General features: G+C 73.5%; 18 protein-coding genes. 15 read left to right on the top strand and 3 right to left on the bottom strand.

Annotation, left to right across the window (positions count from 1 at the left end):
• Window positions 1-44: 44 nt before the first annotated feature.
• Window positions 45-245: a hypothetical protein gene (locus KSK32_RS11145; RefSeq protein ID WP_216930999.1), complete on the top strand. Its 201-nt coding sequence runs from the start codon at window positions 45-47 to the stop codon at window positions 243-245.
• A gap of 449 nt (window positions 246-694) precedes the next feature.
• Here the strand turns inward: KSK32_RS11145 and KSK32_RS11140 are convergent, their stop codons facing one another.
• Both KSK32_RS11140 and KSK32_RS11135 read right to left on the bottom strand, forming a co-directional pair.
• Window positions 695-1,336, bottom strand: a complete 642-nt coding sequence (locus KSK32_RS11140) for a hypothetical protein (protein WP_216930997.1) — start codon at window positions 1,334-1,336, stop codon at window positions 695-697.
• Window positions 1,337-1,407: 71 nt separating this feature from the next.
• A complete protein-coding gene (locus tag KSK32_RS11135) occupies window positions 1,408-1,938 on the bottom strand; it encodes a hypothetical protein (protein ID WP_216930994.1) in 531 nt (176 codons plus the stop codon).
• A gap of 107 nt (window positions 1,939-2,045) precedes the next feature.
• Between KSK32_RS11135 and KSK32_RS11130 the strand changes: the two genes are divergently transcribed.
• Window positions 2,046-2,594, top strand: a complete 549-nt coding sequence (locus tag KSK32_RS11130) for a hypothetical protein (RefSeq protein ID WP_216930993.1) — start codon at window positions 2,046-2,048, stop codon at window positions 2,592-2,594.
• 309 nt (window positions 2,595-2,903) lie between these two features.
• Here KSK32_RS11130 and KSK32_RS11125 read toward each other — a convergent pair whose 3' ends face one another.
• Window positions 2,904-3,584: a prepilin peptidase gene (locus KSK32_RS11125; protein ID WP_216930991.1), complete on the bottom strand. Its 681-nt coding sequence runs from the start codon at window positions 3,582-3,584 to the stop codon at window positions 2,904-2,906.
• A 638-nt stretch (window positions 3,585-4,222) separates the two neighbouring features.
• On the opposite strand from KSK32_RS11125, the gene KSK32_RS11120 reads away from it, so the two are divergent.
• The 13 genes from KSK32_RS11120 to KSK32_RS11060 are packed head-to-tail and all read left to right on the top strand — an operon-like array spanning window position 4,223 to window position 15,590.
• Window positions 4,223-4,642: a hypothetical protein gene (locus KSK32_RS11120; RefSeq protein WP_289256536.1), complete on the top strand. Its 420-nt coding sequence runs from the start codon at window positions 4,223-4,225 to the stop codon at window positions 4,640-4,642.
• A complete protein-coding gene (locus tag KSK32_RS11115) occupies window positions 4,636-5,490 on the top strand; it encodes a hypothetical protein (protein WP_216930983.1) in 855 nt (284 codons plus the stop codon). The genes KSK32_RS11120 and KSK32_RS11115 overlap by 7 nt, the downstream gene beginning before the upstream one ends.
• The gene (locus KSK32_RS11110) at window positions 5,487-6,164 is read left to right on the top strand and encodes an SAF domain-containing protein (protein ID WP_216930982.1); all 678 of its coding nucleotides are present in this window, start codon (window positions 5,487-5,489) and stop codon (window positions 6,162-6,164) included. The genes KSK32_RS11115 and KSK32_RS11110 overlap by 4 nt, the downstream gene beginning before the upstream one ends.
• A gap of 23 nt (window positions 6,165-6,187) precedes the next feature.
• On the top strand, window positions 6,188-6,931 hold the full coding sequence (locus KSK32_RS11105) for a hypothetical protein (protein WP_216930980.1): 744 nt from the start codon (window positions 6,188-6,190) through the stop codon (window positions 6,929-6,931).
• On the top strand, window positions 6,928-8,220 hold the full coding sequence (locus KSK32_RS11100) for a CpaF family protein (protein ID WP_216930978.1): 1,293 nt from the start codon (window positions 6,928-6,930) through the stop codon (window positions 8,218-8,220). Before KSK32_RS11105 ends, KSK32_RS11100 begins: the two co-directional genes overlap by 4 nt.
• Before the next feature lie 2 nt (window positions 8,221-8,222).
• Window positions 8,223-9,083 (top strand): type II secretion system F family protein, encoded by an 861-nt coding sequence (locus tag KSK32_RS11095; RefSeq protein ID WP_289256647.1) that lies wholly within the window; start codon window positions 8,223-8,225, stop codon window positions 9,081-9,083.
• A complete protein-coding gene (locus KSK32_RS11090) occupies window positions 9,080-9,946 on the top strand; it encodes a type II secretion system F family protein (RefSeq protein WP_216930976.1) in 867 nt (288 codons plus the stop codon). Before KSK32_RS11095 ends, KSK32_RS11090 begins: the two co-directional genes overlap by 4 nt.
• 11 nt (window positions 9,947-9,957) lie before the next feature.
• On the top strand, window positions 9,958-10,167 hold the full coding sequence (locus tag KSK32_RS11085; RefSeq protein ID WP_216930974.1) for a hypothetical protein: 210 nt from the start codon (window positions 9,958-9,960) through the stop codon (window positions 10,165-10,167).
• A 59-nt stretch (window positions 10,168-10,226) separates the two neighbouring features.
• Entirely contained in the window at window positions 10,227-10,574 is a 348-nt protein-coding gene (locus KSK32_RS11080; protein WP_216935998.1) for a TadE/TadG family type IV pilus assembly protein, read from the top strand.
• 44 nt (window positions 10,575-10,618) lie between these two features.
• On the top strand, window positions 10,619-11,077 hold the full coding sequence (locus KSK32_RS11075; RefSeq protein ID WP_254187015.1) for a TadE/TadG family type IV pilus assembly protein: 459 nt from the start codon (window positions 10,619-10,621) through the stop codon (window positions 11,075-11,077).
• Complete coding sequence (locus KSK32_RS11070) at window positions 11,074-11,505, top strand: pilus assembly protein TadG-related protein (RefSeq protein WP_216930972.1); 432 nt, start codon at window positions 11,074-11,076, stop codon at window positions 11,503-11,505. The genes KSK32_RS11075 and KSK32_RS11070 overlap by 4 nt, the downstream gene beginning before the upstream one ends.
• 30 nt (window positions 11,506-11,535) lie before the next feature.
• Entirely contained in the window at window positions 11,536-14,637 is a 3,102-nt protein-coding gene (locus tag KSK32_RS11065; RefSeq protein WP_216930970.1) for a BTAD domain-containing putative transcriptional regulator, read from the top strand.
• Complete coding sequence (locus tag KSK32_RS11060; RefSeq protein ID WP_216930968.1) at window positions 14,634-15,590, top strand: DUF2637 domain-containing protein; 957 nt, start codon at window positions 14,634-14,636, stop codon at window positions 15,588-15,590. Before KSK32_RS11065 ends, KSK32_RS11060 begins: the two co-directional genes overlap by 4 nt.
• The last annotated feature ends 66 nt before the right edge of the window (window positions 15,591-15,656 follow it).

Raw genomic sequence — 15,656 nt, 5'->3', positions numbered from 1 at the left:
GCGTCGACGGAAAGGTGGCGCCAGCGACGGGTTACCGTCGCGGGGTGGACGTGCTGCTACGCGGCGGGCCGGGCGACGGCCAGGTCGTACCCGCAACCGGCGACGTCGCGCTGTGGAAGGCATGCCTGTACGACATCACCGGCGACTACGGCCACCGACGTCGCGGGCCGAGCCTGCGCATCTACCAGCACCGCCCCGACTGCTGCGAACCTCACGGCCGCGGCAGCGACGACCGCTGCGAGTAGCCAAGCCACCCACGACAGCTCATCGAACACGTGTACGATCCCGGTGTGGGAGAGGTGGTCAAGCGGTGGTGGAACGGCAGTTGGGGCCGGCTCACCCGACGCGACGTATGGCTCGTCCGCGAGAGCCGCTGGACCGTCGTAGCCCGCGCCGGAGACACCGACACCGGCAAAGTATTGCGCTGGACATACGACAACCGCGACGACGCCTCCGCCATGATTGAACGCCTCCTACGCGCCGACACCGCCGGCCAGTGGCGCGAGCGGCAGAGCGGTCCAACCCAGCCGGCAGACCCCCAGAGCGGCATCGGCCGACACGGAAGCAGCGGTCACACCCGATCCGGACGTCAGTACGTTCCGGCACTTTGCGGACTGAGACGAACGGTCGAACGCCTACTCGGTCCGAGCGTCTTTCGGTGTGGATCTAGGTGGTGCGTCAGGGCTGTCTCTGCTCAGTAACTGGTGGTGAGCTGTTCGGACTCAGGCAGCATGCGTAGCTGTGCGGCTAGGACGGTGTCTCGCGGTCCCGTGACGATGACTAGGGACTCTCCAATGTGGCCGCCGCATGCGGCCAGTGGAGCTTCGCTGGCCATGTCGGGGCACGCGAGGTAGAGCCATGCCGGTCCGCGCTTGCCGTCTATGGTCAGGGCGTGGGTGCCGGCGGGCTCGGGCGGATTGTTGGTGTCGAGCCGGTCGATGAACTGCGGTGGCGGTGGGCCGCTGCCCCACGGTGGTGCGCCTCGGCGCCCGGCGAGGGCCAGTTGGTGATTGATCAGCGTCGCCCAGAGGTGATGCACGACCGAGGCGCCTCCGGTGGCGTCGCGGACGGTTGTGACGTCGACGCTCGTGTTGTCGTAAAGTTCGTGGCCGACGCGGACCTCGACTGGTCGGGCGCGCCCCAGGCCGCGGGCGACGCCGTGCGTGTCGATAAGGGTCGTCTCGCTGTGCCGGCCGACCACGTGAGCGCGGTAGCGCGGGGCCTCCAGCATGGCGAATCTCGTCCCGAGCCATCCGTAGATTTCCTGGGACGTCGGCGTGGTGGTCCATGCCGCACCGGCCTGGCTGTCATCTGACGGTTCGGGGACATGCGCCATGCTGGGAGGCTTCCTCACATCGTTCGTACACGCGCTATGGGTTCCCGCTCATGTGCCGCGTCCGGGCGGGACTACAAGTATGCGCTGGCGGAGGGACCGTGGGAGTAGCAGATGGTGCCGTTGGCCAGGGTGGCGATGCTGCCTAGCAGCACGTCGGCGTACGCGTAGCCCGGGCCGCTGGAGGTGAAGCCCTTGCTCTTCGCCCAGAAGTGCGTGGGCGTGGACGGGTCGTTCCAGCTCTTGGTGCTGGCCCCGTAGTTGTCGATCACGCCGACTTTCCAGTTGGTGTAGACCGCACCCGGCCAGCCGGACCGGATGGTGTAGCCGGTGTAGATGGACGTGTAGTGCTTCTTGGTGTCCACCGCCGTGAAGTAGACGAAGGAACTACCGCACTCACCGGGCAGCTCGTTGAGGGTGGCGAACTCACCCTTCTTCACGGCGTACTCGATGCCCTTGCTGTCAACCCGCACTTCGTAGCCGTTGGCCGCGGCGATTTTGTGGTCGACGCCGACACGCTTCAGCGGCATGACGATGTAGGTGGAGGTCGGGTCGGGCTGCGTCGCGGTCGCCTGGGCGACTGCGGGCGACAGGCCGGCGGCCAAGGCCATACGGGGCCGAAGCGGCAGACCTCCCTGGGTGTGTGCGGCTGGCGTACCTCGCTCTGCACCGAAGCCTGTACGCCGACAGATGACGGTTTACCGTGTTTGGGGTGAGGATGGCGACCCACTCACTGCCGGAGCCCGACCTGCGCGCGCTGCTTGCTGTCGTGCTGGTGGTGCACGCCGAACTGCGCCTCGGCGAGCTTCCCGAGGGCATCTTCACGCGGCTCGCTCGGCGGCTCACCACCGACGGTCTGATACCCCGAGCGGCGTCGAAGGGCGAGGTCAATGCGCTACTCGGCGACCTGGGGCAGCGATTGCACTGGGCCATGAACCCGAATCCGGACCAGGCCTATCCCCGGCCAGCGCCGCGTCAGGTCACGCACTCCCTGCTGTTTGCCGCCGGAGAGGCAGCCGCTCGCGGGTTCCTGGTCAGCGCGACGGCGCTCGGCGGCACCGATGCCTGGGTGCGTCGAGAGCCGCGTCCAGGCACGGAGGAGCCGGGAGGCGCGAACACTCGGGGCGGCTCGCACGATGTCTGGCTCGTCGACGTGGCCTTCGCCGAACTGCCTCCGGATCCGGATTTCGTCGCCCGGCGGAAGCAACTTGCCGCCCTCGCGGCGGACCACGGCGGCCGATACATCGGAAGCCACTCGTGATCCGGGTCGCAGCGAGGGTGCGGATGGCGACAGTGGCAGGAGTACCGGGGCCTCGATACCCGACTCATCTCCAGCACCTCGGTGCGCGCCTGTCGTAGCGACCGGATGCTTCGTCCCGTGGCCGCAGCGTTGACGTGGATCGCTCTCGCTTGCCTGGGCAGCGGTTTCTTTCCGGCCGGGAAGCCGATCGACACGTGCATGCTGCCGGTCCTGGACCGGCCGTTTGTCGCCTTCGCGGTCGCCGCTCCGTTGCCGCTGGTCCCTCGGAGCCGGTGGTGGACAGCGGTGTGATGGTTCGGGTGTGCGGCGTCAGGGGCCGGCGACGGAGACCGCGAGGAAGGCCCCGGCCACGAGGTAGGGGCCGAAGGCGAGGTCACGCGGCCGGCGTAGCGTGAGGCGCATGAGGGCCTCGGGGGCGGCCAGCGGGTAGGGCAGCAGTGCTCCGTAGAGCACCGCGGGCCATCCCAGCGCGCCCAGGGCTGCGCCGAGGAACGCCGCGAGGCGGACGTCACCCAGTCCCACCGAGCTGCTGCCGAGGATCGCGAGGAGCAGGTAGCCGCCGCCTACCGCGCTGGCCGCCAGGCCCGCCCTGATGAGCGTCTGCGTCTGCCCCGTGGTGAGGGCGTGACCGGCGAGGGTCACCGCGAGCGCGAGCGCCGCGGTGCCGATGACCGGTGTCGGGAGTCGGTGCGTCACGACGTCCACCACAGACAGCAGCACGCCGGCGTACAGCACCACCAGCCAGCCGGCGGTCAGCAGCGGTCCGCCGGGCCGTTCACCGGTCAGCCGGGCTACGGCGGCTGAGGCGCCGGCGCCCGCACCGCAGGCCAGTGGCATCCACCACCGTGCGCGCACGGTGATGGGAAACCCGCTGGCAGGGCCGCAGAGGCGGGCGGGGAGCAGCATGCGCGCGGTTCGGGCGCAGGCGTGCGGCAGGGCCACCGCAGCCAGTGCCCCGCACAGCGCGCTGCACCACACCATCGCGCTCATCGCCGACCGCCGGGAACGCCGGCCTGCGCTCCGGCGGCACTGATCGCGGCGGGAGCCCGCCGCCCCGGGGTTCGGGGGGTCTGTTGCGGCGGTGTTCGCACACCGTTGGCACGCCGATCGTCCCAGATGACAGGTGGCGTCGGACGGAGCGCCCCGACTCGATACGACCACACCATGCAAGCAACCATAGTTGGCTGACGGTGAAGTGTGGTTGACGCCGGTGAGTGCTTTGTGCTTAGCTCGACCACGAAGGGCCAACTGTAGTTGGATGTTTGTTAATTGCAGTTCAGGCTGCGGGGTGTGGCGGATCCGACCGTCACGGCGGCGGTTCGGCAGTGTGCTCTCGCTTCTCGCGCTGTGCTCCACCGACCGGGCGGGGCAGCTCCGAATCTGAGCCTTTGCGCTGATGACGCGGCATCGCCCGCCCCACGACCACCGCTCCACCCTTACGAGGAGACGTGACTTTGATGACGACACCCAGCGGACAGCACCGGCGCGCCGGCCAGCCGTCGTACCGGCGGCGCCTGATCGTGATTCCCCTCGGCCTGGGTCTCACGGGGCTGATCGGCGCGTGCACCGCAGACGACACCGCCACGGAGCCGTCGGCGGCGAGCTCGCCGCCGTCAGGGCGGCCAGCCGTGACCTCGGCCGCTGGACGTGAGCAGGCGGCGTTGGACGCCTACCGGGGTATGTGGCAGGCGTACGCGAAGGCCGGTCTGACCGCGAATCCGCAGGAGCCCGACCTGGCCCGCTACGCCACCGGCCCGGCGCTGGCTCTGCTCACGTCGGGCCTGACGAAGCTGCGCGCCGACGGCGAGGTCATCAAGGGCCGGTACCAGTCGTCGCCACACGTCGCCGCCACACCCGCTTCGGCCGGGGACACGATCACCGTGCGGGACTGCCTGAACACCACCGACTTCCTCACCTACAAGGCGTCGTCCGGGGCGCTGTCCGACGACACTCCCGGCGGGAACCGGGCGGTGCTCGCCACGGTCACGCGCGACGACGACGGGTGGAAGGTGTCGACTGTCGCCGCTCAGGCGGTGGGGACGTGTTGAGCCACCGCGCGTGCGGTCTCGTGGTGCTGCTGGTCGCGGTTGCCGTCACGACATCGTCAGGCGTCGCGTTCGCCGACGACGGCATCGGCCGCGTCGACTGCGCGCAGAAGCCGTCGACCCCGGGCTGTGAGCTGACCGCCGAGGTTCCGGGTGTCGCGGGCGGCACGTCTGACGGCTCCGGCGACGGTTCCGGTGGCGCGAGCGGCAACGGCGACAGCGGCTGTTACTGGGCGCCGGTGCCCGATGATCGGCCGCCGCCTGCGGGAAAAAGGCCGCAGGGTGGCTGGTACGCGCGGACCTGCACCAGCGGCGGCATCGGTTCGCAGGGCATGCCGCAGTGGCTGGACCAGCCGCCCGGGGTGGACGTGGGGGCGTTGGCGCTGGCCGCGCGGTCGCGGTTGCGGCTGCCCGCGCCGGGGATCCACACGAACCCCGAGGGGACGCCGTTCGTGCTGGTGCGGGTGCCCGTGTGGTTATGGGTGGATCCGGTGTCGTGGGGCGCCCGGTCCGCGTCGGTGTCGGTGCCGGGGGTGGTGGTGACGGCCACGGCGACGCCGGCGAGGGTGCGGTGGTCGTTCTCCGACGGCACCCGCGAGGTGACCTGCGCCGGCCCGGGAAAACCGTGGACGCCGGGGACGGATCCGCGGGCGGCGTCGCCGTGTGGGCACACCTACCAGCGGTCGTCGGCTGCCGCGCCGGGTGCGGTGTTCCTGTTGCGGGCGACGGTGACCTGGTCCGTGGTGTGGTCCGGTCCGCAGGGTGGGGGCACGTTGGCGCCGTTGACGACGACGGCGAGCGCGCCGATGCGGGTCGCGCAGTCCCAGGCGATTGTCGGGAACGCCCGGTGAGCGTCACGGCCCACCGGCCGCAGCCGACCACCGCCGCACCCCCGCCCGCGCCGGGGTCGGGGTCGGCCCGGCTGCGGGTGAGGCGGCGCAGCGGGCGGCGGGTCGCCGCCGGGCTGCTGCTGGTGCTGGCGACGGTGTTGACGTTCTGGCAGGTCGACCTGCGCCGGCACGCCGGGGAGCAGTTCCTGGCCGTGACCCGGCCGGTGCCCGCCGGCGCGGTCATCGGCGAGGCGGACGTGCGGGAGGTGCGGGTGGCGAACCCGGATGGCCTGAACCTGCTGGGCGCGGATCGCCTCGGCGAGGTCGTCGGTCGCCCGGCGGCGGTTCCCCTGGCCGCGGGAAGTCTGCTGGTCGCGGGGCAGGTGGGGCCGCCGGTGTGGCCGGCGGCGGGGCAGGCGGTGATCGCGGTCGCGGTCAAGGCCGGCCGTGCCCCCGCCGGCCTGGTCGCGGGCGCGCGGGTGGTGGTGCTGGTCGCCCCCGCCGTGGATACCGGCCAGTCCAGTGTCGGCCCGCCCGCCGCGCAGGTCCGGCGGGCGGTGGCCGCCGTGGTGTCGGTGACCGAGGCGGAGCAGGGCGGGCAGGTGGTGACGCTGCTGCTTGCCGCGCAGGAGGGCGAGGCGGTGGCGTCTGCGGCGGGCGACGTGGCGCTGGTGCAACTGGGACCAGGCCGGTAACGAACGACAGGAAGGGTGGCGTCATGTTGGTGATGCTCGCGTCGGTGTCCGGGGCGCCGGGGGTGTCGGCCGCGGCGGTGGGGTTGGCCGCGTTGTGGCCGGGCGGGCCGGGTGTGGTGGTGGAGGCCGATCCGTGTGGCGGGGTGCTGGCCGCGCGGTTCGGGGTGGCGCAGGAGCCGGGACTGGCCGGGCTGGCGGCGGCGTCGCGTCACGGCCTGCCCGCGGGCGGGCCGGCGCGGTTCGCGCAGCCGCTGCCGCCGGGCGTGCACGCGGTCGTGGGGCCCGGCGCGGCCGACACCTGCGCGCAGGCGGTGTCCGTGCTGAGCGCCCGGCCGGACGTGGTGGCCGGGCTGGCGCCGGTGGTGATCCTCGACGCCGGTCGCCTCTACCCGGGCAGCCCCGCCTGGGGCCTCGTGCCACGGGTGAGCGTGCTGGTGGTCGTGACGGCCGGTGACACCGAACACCTCGACCACGTCGACACCCGGCTGCCCGCCCTGCGCGCACAGATGCGCAGCCCGCATCTCGGGGTGGCGGTCTGCGGCAGGAGCGCCTACGGGCCGCGGGAGGTCAGCGGACGGCTCGGGGCGCCGGTGTGGGCGCACCTGCCCGCGGACCGGTGGGGCGCGGCGGTGCTGACCGGCCGGTTGGCCGGGCCGGCGTGGACACGCACCCGCCTGGCGCAGGCGCTGCGCGGCCTGGCCGCCGCCCTCGCCGCACCGCCGCGGCAGCCGGCTGCGGCAGGCGCGGCGCTGGAGGTGGCGCGGTGAGTGCGCCAGTGACCGTGGCGCCGGACCTGGTGGCGGTGCTGCGGGCCCGGGTCAGCGACCGGCTCGCCGGGCACGGCGCGCAGCTGCCCGACGCGCAGCGCCGGGCGGTCATCGCCGGGTACATCGCCGAGGAGTTGCTCGCCTACGCCGGTGAGATCATCACCGCCGGTCGTACCCCGTTGTCGCGGCACGTCGAGGCGGCGCTGGCGCGGGCCGTGCGCGACAGCTTCCTCGGTCTGGGCGGTCTGCAGCCGCTGCTCGACGACGAGCGGGTGGAGGACATCTTCGCCAACGGCTGCGACAACGTGTGGATCCGCACCACCGACGGCCAGGTGTCACGGGTGCCGCCGGTCGCGGCCACCGACGACGAACTGGTCGACCTGGTGCGCACCGCGGCGGCGCGCAGCGGTCAGGAGGAGCGGCGCTTCGACCGCGGGTCGCCGGGCCTGTCGCTGCGCCTGCCGGGCGGGCAGCGACTGTTCGCGGTGATGGCCGTGTCGAAGAGGCCCAGTGTGTCGATCCGCCGCAACGTCCTGCGGCAGGTCACCCTCGACGACCTCGTCGCCCGCGGGGAGCTGACACCCGGGCTGAGAGACCTCATCCAGGCGATGGTGCGGGCCCGCAAGAACCTGGTGATCTGCGGCGGGACCGGCGCGGGCAAGACGACGCTGCTGCGCGCCGCCGCCGCCGCGATCAGCCCGTCCGAGCGGATCGTCACCGTGGAGGACGCGTTCGAGCTCGGCCTCGACGAGGACACCGACGCGCATCCGAACACCACGGCGCTGCAACAGCGCGAGCCGAACCTGGAGGGTGCCGGCGGGATCGACATGGCCACGATGGTGACGTGGGGGCTGCGGATGCGCCCGGACCGGGTCATCGTCGGGGAGTCCCGCGGCGCCGAGGCGGTGCCGATGCTGCTGGCGATGTCGCAGGGCAACGACGGATCGATGTGCACCGTGCACGCCTCCTCCAGCAAACAGGCCCTGACCCGGCTGGCGATGTACGTGATGCAGGCCCCCGAGAAGCTGGGCTTCGACGCGGCGAACGTGCTCATCGGTCAGGCCGTCGACTTCGTGCTGCACCTCGACGTGGCCACCGACGGCACCCGCGTGCTGTCCTCGGTGCGGCAGGTTCTGGAGACCGACGGCACGCAGGTGCCGTCCAACGAGATCTACCGGCCCGGCCCCGACCGGCGGGCCGTGCCGGGCGCGCCGCTGCGCGCCGACACCCTCGACGATCTGATCGCCGCCGGCCTGCACCCCGACGCGCTCACCCGGGAGCGGTGGTGACGGTGAGCCTGCTGCCGATCCTGCTCGCTCTGGCCTGCGCGGCCGGTCTGACCCTCATCGCCGACGGACTACGCCGCCGGCCGCCCGGCAGCCCGGCGAGACGGCGGCGGCCGTGGACGAGCGTCGACCGGGCCAGGCTGCTGGCCGCCGTCGCCGGGGGCGTTGGTGCCGGGGTGGTGACCCGGTGGCCGGTGGCGGTGCTGCTGGCCGGAGCCGCCGTGTGGGCGCTGCCCCGCGTTCTCGGCCCGGACCGCGAGCACACCCGCGCCGTGGCCCGGATCGAGGCGATCGCCACCTGGGCCGAGCTGCTGCGCGACACCCTGTCGTCGGCCGCCGGGCTGGAGCAGGCGATCACCGCCACCGCCCCGGTCACCCCCCAGCCGATCCGCCCCCAGGTGCAGGCCCTCGCGGGGGCGGTGCGCGGCGGCGCCCGCCTGCCGGACGCGCTGCGGGTGTTCGCCGACGACCTCGCCGACCCGACCGCCGACCTCGTCGTGCGCGCCCTGACACAGGCCGCCGGCTACCACGGCGGGCAGCTGTCGCAGTGCCTGACCAGCCTCGCCGTCACCGCCCGGGAGCTGGCCGGGATCAGGATGCGGGTGGCTGCGAAGCGGGCCGCGACCCGCACCGCCGCCCGCGTCATCACCGGCACCGCCGCCGCGATGGTCGCCGGACTGATCCTGCTCAACCGCGGCTTCCTCGCCCCCTACGGCACTGTCACCGGGCAGCTGGTGCTCCTCGTCGTCGGCGCCGTGTTCGCCGCCGGGTTCTGGTGGCTGGCCCGCGTCTCCCGCCTGCCCGAACCCCCGAGAGTCTTCGCTGGCCCCGCCGGGACCGCGCTCGGCGCGGGGCGGGCGTCGTGATCGTGCTCGTGTGCGGCCTGCTCGCCAGCCTCGGCCTGCTCCTTGCCGTCTCCGGTCTCGTTCCGGCGCGCCCCGGCCTCGGGGAGGCCCTCGACGCGCTGCGCCGCCCGCCCGCGCCGCCCGAGCAGCCGACACCGGCGCGGGTGCGGCTGATGGCCGCGCCGCTGCGCGCGCTCGGTCTGCCCCGGCGGCGGATGCGCGCCGACCTGGCCGTGCTCGAACGGCCCGTCGCGCTGCACCTGGCCGACCAGACCCTCGCCGTGCTCGCCGGCCTGGTCCTGCCGCCGGCAGTGATGGCAGCCCTCACCGCCGGTGGGATCACCTTCGCCACCGGCATGCCCGTGTGGGCCTGCCTGGCCGGCGCCGCCGGCGGCTGGTGGCTGGCCGAGTCCACGGTGCGCGCCGAAGCCGGACGCCGCCGCGACGAGCTGCGCTACACCCTGTCCGCCGTGCTCGACCTCGTCGTGATCTCCCTCGCCGGCGGCGCCGGCGTCGAGCAAGCCCTCGACGACGCCTGCGCCGACAACCCCGGCTGGGCATCGCAGCGGCTACGCCGCGCGGTGGACACCGCCCGCCTGCTGCGGATGCCGCCCTGGCAGGCCCTCGACCAGCTCGGCGTCGACACCGGCGTGGTCGAGCTGCAGGAGCTGGCCGCCACGGTGAGCCTCGCCGGCAGCGAAGGCGCCCGTATCCGCGACTCCCTGGCCATCCGCGCCGCGACCCTGCGCGCCCACCAAGCATCGGCCCTGGAAGCCCGCGCCAACGCCGCCACCGAACGCATGTCCATGCCGGTCATGCTCCTCGCCGCCGCCTACCTGCTGTTCCTGCTCTACCCCGCGGTGAGCACCGTCGACACGTTCTAAGGAGGCCAGCCATGTCGCTGATAAGCAGGTTCCTCACCCGGCTGACCCTGCTGCACCTGATGGCGGCCGACCGGATCCGCCGACTACGCCAGGGCGGTGACCGGGGCAGCGAAACCACCGAGAAGGTCATGTGGATCGCCCTGCTGGTCACCCTCGTCCTGACCGTGTACGGCGTCTTCCGCTCCAAGATCCTGTCAAAGATCAACGGGATTAGCCTGTGAACCGTCCCACCGCCCGGCGCAGCGACCGGCGACGTCGGCAGGCCTCGGACCGCGGGTCGGTGACCACCGAGGTGGTGCTGTACGCGCCGCTGCTGTTCCTGCTCGTCCTGCTCGGCGTGCAGATGGCGCTGTGGGCGCTGGCGCAGCTCGGCGTGCAACACGCCGCCAACCACGCCCTGCAGACCACCAGGGTGTCCGGCGGCACCGCCGCCGCCGGGCACGCCGACGCCACCGCCGTGCTCAACCAGGTCGCCGGCCACGTCGTCAGCGACGTACGGGTGTCCGTGGACCGCAGCGCCGACACCGCCACCGTCACCGTCGCCGGCCGCGCACCCGCCGTCATCCCCGGCCTGCGGCTGCCGGTCGACACCCGGGTCAGCGCGCCCGTCGAGAGATTCCGCCCCTGACAGGACGAGCCAGTCCCCTGCCCCGCCGACAAGGAGCACCGGTCATGCAACATCCTCCCACCAGCAGAACCCGCGCCCGCCGGCGCGCCGGCCCGGCCGCCGACCGGGGCTCGGTGAGCGTGGAACTGGCGCTGGGCTACGTCCCGCTGATGGTCCTCGCGGTCCTCGCCATCGTGGCCTGCCTGCGGCTGGCCTCCGCGGCGATCGACGTGCACTCCGCCGCCGCCGCGGCCTCCCGCCGGGCCTCTCTCGCCGACACACCCGCCGAAGCCCGCCGTAGCGGCGCCGACGCGGCCTCCGCCGCGCTCACCGCCCGGGGAACCACCTGCCAGCCCTCCACCGTCACCATCGACCCCGGCACCTTCACCCCCGGCGGGCAGGTCAGCGCCACCGTGACCTGCCGTGTACGGCTGGAGGACCTCTCCGGGCTGGGACTGCCCGGGACGGTGAGCATCTCCGCGACCTCCCACCAACCCCTCGACCCGTTCGGCGCGCGGCCGTGACCGGCCGCCGCGCCACCCGGCCACGCGACGACCGGGGACAGATCACCCCATGGACCGTGGTCGGCACGCTGATCGTGCTCATCCTCGCGGGCCTCGTGTTCGACCTCGGCGCCGCCATGGCCGCCACGGTGTCCGCCTACGACACCGCGCAGGCCGCCGCCCGCGCCGGCGCCGGCCAACTCGACCTGACCGCCCACCGCACCACCGGCGCCACCCGGCTCGACCCCGCCGCGGCCACCACCGCCGCACGGGCCTTCCTCGCCCAGGCCGGTCAACCCGGCGCGGTGTCCGCCACCACCGACGCAGTCACCGTCACCGTCACCACCGGCCACCGCACGCAGCTGCTGCACCTGGTCGGCGTCACCAGCATCCCTGTGACCGCCACCGCGACAGCCGCACCCGCAACCGGCGTCACCGCCCCCGAGTAAGCCCTTCCCCCGCGCCGAGGAGGTGCCATCGTGATCGCGACGCTGACCGGCGTCGTCCGCCGCGCCGCCGCAGCCGCCTTCTCGCTGCTGCTGCTCGCCGGCCCGCCCTACCTGCTGCTGCGCTTCACCGAACCGCCCCTGCCCGACCAGCCGCCCACCTGGGACACCGTCGTCACCACCCTGACCGGCCGCCTGAGCGACGACATGATCCTCACCGTGCTCACCGCCCTGCTGTGGGCCGCGTGGGCGTCGTTCGTGTGGTCGCTGCTCGCCGAACTCGCCACCGCCCTCACCGGCCGACGCCTGCCCCAGCCCCGCGCGCTGACTCCGGCCCGAGGCCTGGCCACCCTCCTCGTCACCATGATCACCGGCAGTGTTCTCGCCACCGCCGCGCACGCCGCCACCGCGCCCCCCGCCGCCCACGCGCGGCCCACCGCAGCCGCCGCCGTCACGACCGGTACCGACGAGCAAGCCGTCGCCAGGACAGCCGACACGGCACGAACGTCGTCGTCACCGGCGGGCACCGCCCAAGCGCGCGCCCTGGCGGACATCCCGGTGACGCTGGTCGCCAACGGCCGCCAGTACACCCACACCGTCCGCCGGGGCGACACCCTGTCGAAGATCGCCCAGCAGTGGCTCGGTGACGCCGACCGCTGGCCGGAGATCTTCGCCCTCAACCGGGGCACCCACTACCCGCACGTCGGCGGCACCCTGCGCAACCCGGACATCATCCACCCGGGCTGGACCCTCGACCTGCCCGACGACGCCACCCCGCCCGCCGGGCACCGCCCCCACCGGCCAGCACCACCACCCGAACCCCCAGCGCCGCCCATACCGGCACCGGCCGCCCCGACGCCCAGCAGCCCACCCCCGGCCACCGCCCCCTCCGGTAGCACCGTGGCTCCCGGCGAGAGCACACAGGCCACCCCAGACCACGGCAGCAGCCGGCCGTCGAGAGCCGACCGGGGAGTGTCACTGCCGACCGGCAGCTGGATCGACGTCGGACTCGCCGCGGCGATCATCGCCGCGGTCGCCCTGGTCTGGGCGCACCGGCAACGCCGCTACCGCCCACGCACACCGCCCGGCCCGCGACCCGACGGCGAACCCGCGGCGGCGCCCATACCCCGCGTCGTACGGCAGATCCGACGCGGCCTGCACGCCGACGCCACCGCCGTTCACCTGCCTCACCTGGACCCGCCCGAGACCAACGACAGCGAGGCCGTCGACGCCCCGCCCGGCGGTGACCACGACGCCGACATCTGCCCCACCACCTCACCGGTCGGCGCCGTCGCGGCAACACCGACCGCTGGCCTCGCCGGTCTCGATGCCGGGCCGGTGGCGCCGGCTCTGGCCCACCCACTGTCGGCGGTGTGGCCGCCCGCAGGCTTGGGCCTGACCGGGCCCGGCGCGGACGCCGCCGCTCGCGGCTTCCTCACCGCCGCCCTCGCCACCAGCGGCGACGAGCCCCCCGAGGCCCGCCCCACCGTGATCATTCCCGCCGGCACCGCCGCTACCCTGCTCGGCGCCGCCGCGATCGACCTGCCCCGCACCCCACGGCTGACCGTCACCGCCGACCTCGACGAGGCCCTGACCACCCTGGAACACCAGACCCTGCACCGCAGCCGGCTGGTCTACGACCACGAAGTCGACACCGTCGACGCCGTGCGCGCCGCCGACCCATCCGAGGAAACCCTCGCACCGATCATGCTCATCGCCGATGCCAGCAGCCGCCACGGACGCACCCGCATCTCCGCGCTGCTCGCCCAAGGCCAGCGCCTGGACATCCACGCAGTGTTCCTCGGCGCCTGGCCCGACGGCGACAACGCCATCGTCGCCGCCGACGGCACCGTCACCCGCGCACCCACCGACGCCCGCCACGGCCCCCACCCCGCCGACGTCGGACGCCTGGCCGTCCTCGACCCCACCGAAACCGTCGACCTGCTCGGCACCCTCGCCGAATCCCACACCGGGCACCCTCCCGCACCCGCGCCTGTCGAACCCGCACCACCACAACCCGACCCGCACCACGACCCGGCCACCCGCACCACGACACCCGAACCCGGCCCCATCGACCAGGAACCACCCGACCCCGAAACACCAGACACGGCCGCCGGCCCTCAACCCGACACAGCCGGCGACGACGTCGCAGGCCAACCCGACACCGCCCGCACCGGCAACCACCCCGAGCCGCAGACGCCGAACGCACCCCCCGAACCCGAATCACCCACCGACGCCCTCGACGCCCGGACTCCCGAAGCCGGCGCCGACGACACCTCCGCGAGCCGGGCTGAGCCTGCCGCGGACGACCCGCCACATCCCGACACCTCGCCGTGGCAGACGGAGCAAGCCGCCGCCGGCGCGAGCGCCGCGGCCCGCGTCGAGCGGGTGAAAGTGACCGTGCTCGGCCGGCCCGCCCTGGTCGACGCCAGCCACCCGCGCAGGCTGCGCACCAAATCGCTGGAACTGCTCGTCTACCTCGCCGCCCGCGACGGCACCGCCTCCACCGAGGAAATCCTCGAAGACCTGCTCCCCGAGGCGCCCAGCAGCAGAGCCCTGCACCGCCTGCACACCTATGTCTCCGACCTGCGCGCCGTCCTACGCCAGCACGCCGGGCCCGGCAGCTACCTCACCAACCCCCACCACCACTACCGCCTCAACCCCGACCGCTTCGACATCGACCTGTGGCGGCTACGCGCCGCCCTGCGCGCTCCCGGCAACGACCACACCCGGCTGCCCGCCCTGCGCCGAGCCGTCGACCACTACCGGCCCCTGGCCGAAGGCTGCGACTACGAGTGGCTCGACGCCTACCGGCACACCGCGCAACGCGACGCCCTCGACGCCGTCACCGCACTACTCGACGCCTACCACGACAACCCGAACGAACAAGCCGCCGTCTGCGCCGCCGCCCTGCCCCACCACCCCTACAACGAACAGCTCTACCAACAGGCCATGCGCGCCCACGCCGCACTCGGCGACCTCGACGCCATCCGCGCGCTACGCCGCACCCTGACCCAGCGCCTCAACGACATCGACGCCGAGCCGACCGAGGAAACCCTCCACTTGGCCCACCAGCTCATCGACGGCATCAGGCCCCAGCACCTCCCGCGGCCCTCCGACCGTCGGTCGGCATGACCCACACCGCCCCGCAGGCCAGCTCTGCGGCACCCGCCGCCGCCCGCGAGACCGGGCGGCTGAGCCTGCTGCGGTGGGCGGTACGCGCCACCCTGACCCTCGGCGTCGCCGCGTCGGTCGCCGCGAACGTCCTACACGCCCGACCGAACCCGATCAGCCAGATCATCGCCGCCTGGCCACCCCTGGCGCTGCTGCTCACCGTCGAGCTGATCTCCCGCGTGCCGCACCACCGCTGGCAGCTCGGCGCGATCCGCGTCACCGCCGCCACCTGCATCGCGGCGATCGCCGCGTGGGTGTCCTACTGGCACCTCGCCGGCGTCGCCGCTCGCTACGGCGAGAACAGCTACGGCGCCGCGTACCTCCTACCCCTCTCCGTCGACGGCCTCGTTATCGTCGCCAGCGTCAGCCTCGTCGAGATCAGCGCCCGCATCCGCGCCACCACCATCCCCGATGACACCATGTCGCTGCCGGCACCGACGTCGCAGATCGCTGAACCCTCGAACGCGGCAGCCGCTCAGGGCGCCGCGCCGACTGCATCCGCCAGTCAGGGCGAGAAACCAGTGACCGGAGCATCGCCGCAGCCACTCCCGCTCGCCACCGAGCCAGGCACCGCACCGGTCACCGGCGACAGCTCAGCCGTGCCCGCACCGGCGGCCGAAGGCAAGTCCCGCACCTGTATGGCCGACCTCGAGACCGAGACGAACCGTGAGTCCGTGCAGGCGGATGATCAACGCGGCGCCGGCACCGAGGAACATGCTGCGACGCCGCCGGCAGACACCAGCACCGCCGCTGCCGTGGCCTACTGGCGACACCACGATCCGCAGCTGCAACCCGCCGACGTCGCCGTACGCATCGGCAAGTCTGAACGCACCGTACGCCGCCACTGGCAACCGGCAACGCCGGGCCGCGCCGCACGTGCCAACGGCCGCTCAGCCCGCCAGCGCCGCCGCTGACCCCCATGGCGAGCGGAAGCCGGGCGGCTGCAGGGTGAACTACGGCAGGGAGCTGGCTGAGACCAC

Source organism: Micromonospora sp. WMMB482, assembly GCF_019038635.1.
Classification (GTDB): domain Bacteria; phylum Actinomycetota; class Actinomycetes; order Mycobacteriales; family Micromonosporaceae; genus Micromonospora; species Micromonospora marina.
This window is presented reverse-complemented; position numbering and strand designations above follow the sequence as displayed.

What these genes read in the sequence shown, in the direction of transcription:
- KSK32_RS11140 (WP_216930997.1), bottom strand. Translation starts at nt 1,336, where the DNA reads ATGGCGCATGTCCCCGAACCGTCAGATGACAGCCAGGCCGGTGCGGCA.
- KSK32_RS11085 (WP_216930974.1), top strand. Translation starts at nt 9,958, where the DNA reads ATGTCGCTGATAAGCAGGTTCCTCACCCGGCTGACCCTGCTGCACCTG.
- KSK32_RS11105 (WP_216930980.1), top strand. Translation starts at nt 6,188, where the DNA reads ATGTTGGTGATGCTCGCGTCGGTGTCCGGGGCGCCGGGGGTGTCGGCC.
- KSK32_RS11125 (WP_216930991.1), bottom strand. Translation starts at nt 3,584, where the DNA reads ATGAGCGCGATGGTGTGGTGCAGCGCGCTGTGCGGGGCACTGGCTGCG.
- KSK32_RS11075 (WP_254187015.1), top strand. Translation starts at nt 10,619, where the DNA reads ATGCAACATCCTCCCACCAGCAGAACCCGCGCCCGCCGGCGCGCCGGC.
- KSK32_RS11060 (WP_216930968.1), top strand. Translation starts at nt 14,634, where the DNA reads ATGACCCACACCGCCCCGCAGGCCAGCTCTGCGGCACCCGCCGCCGCC.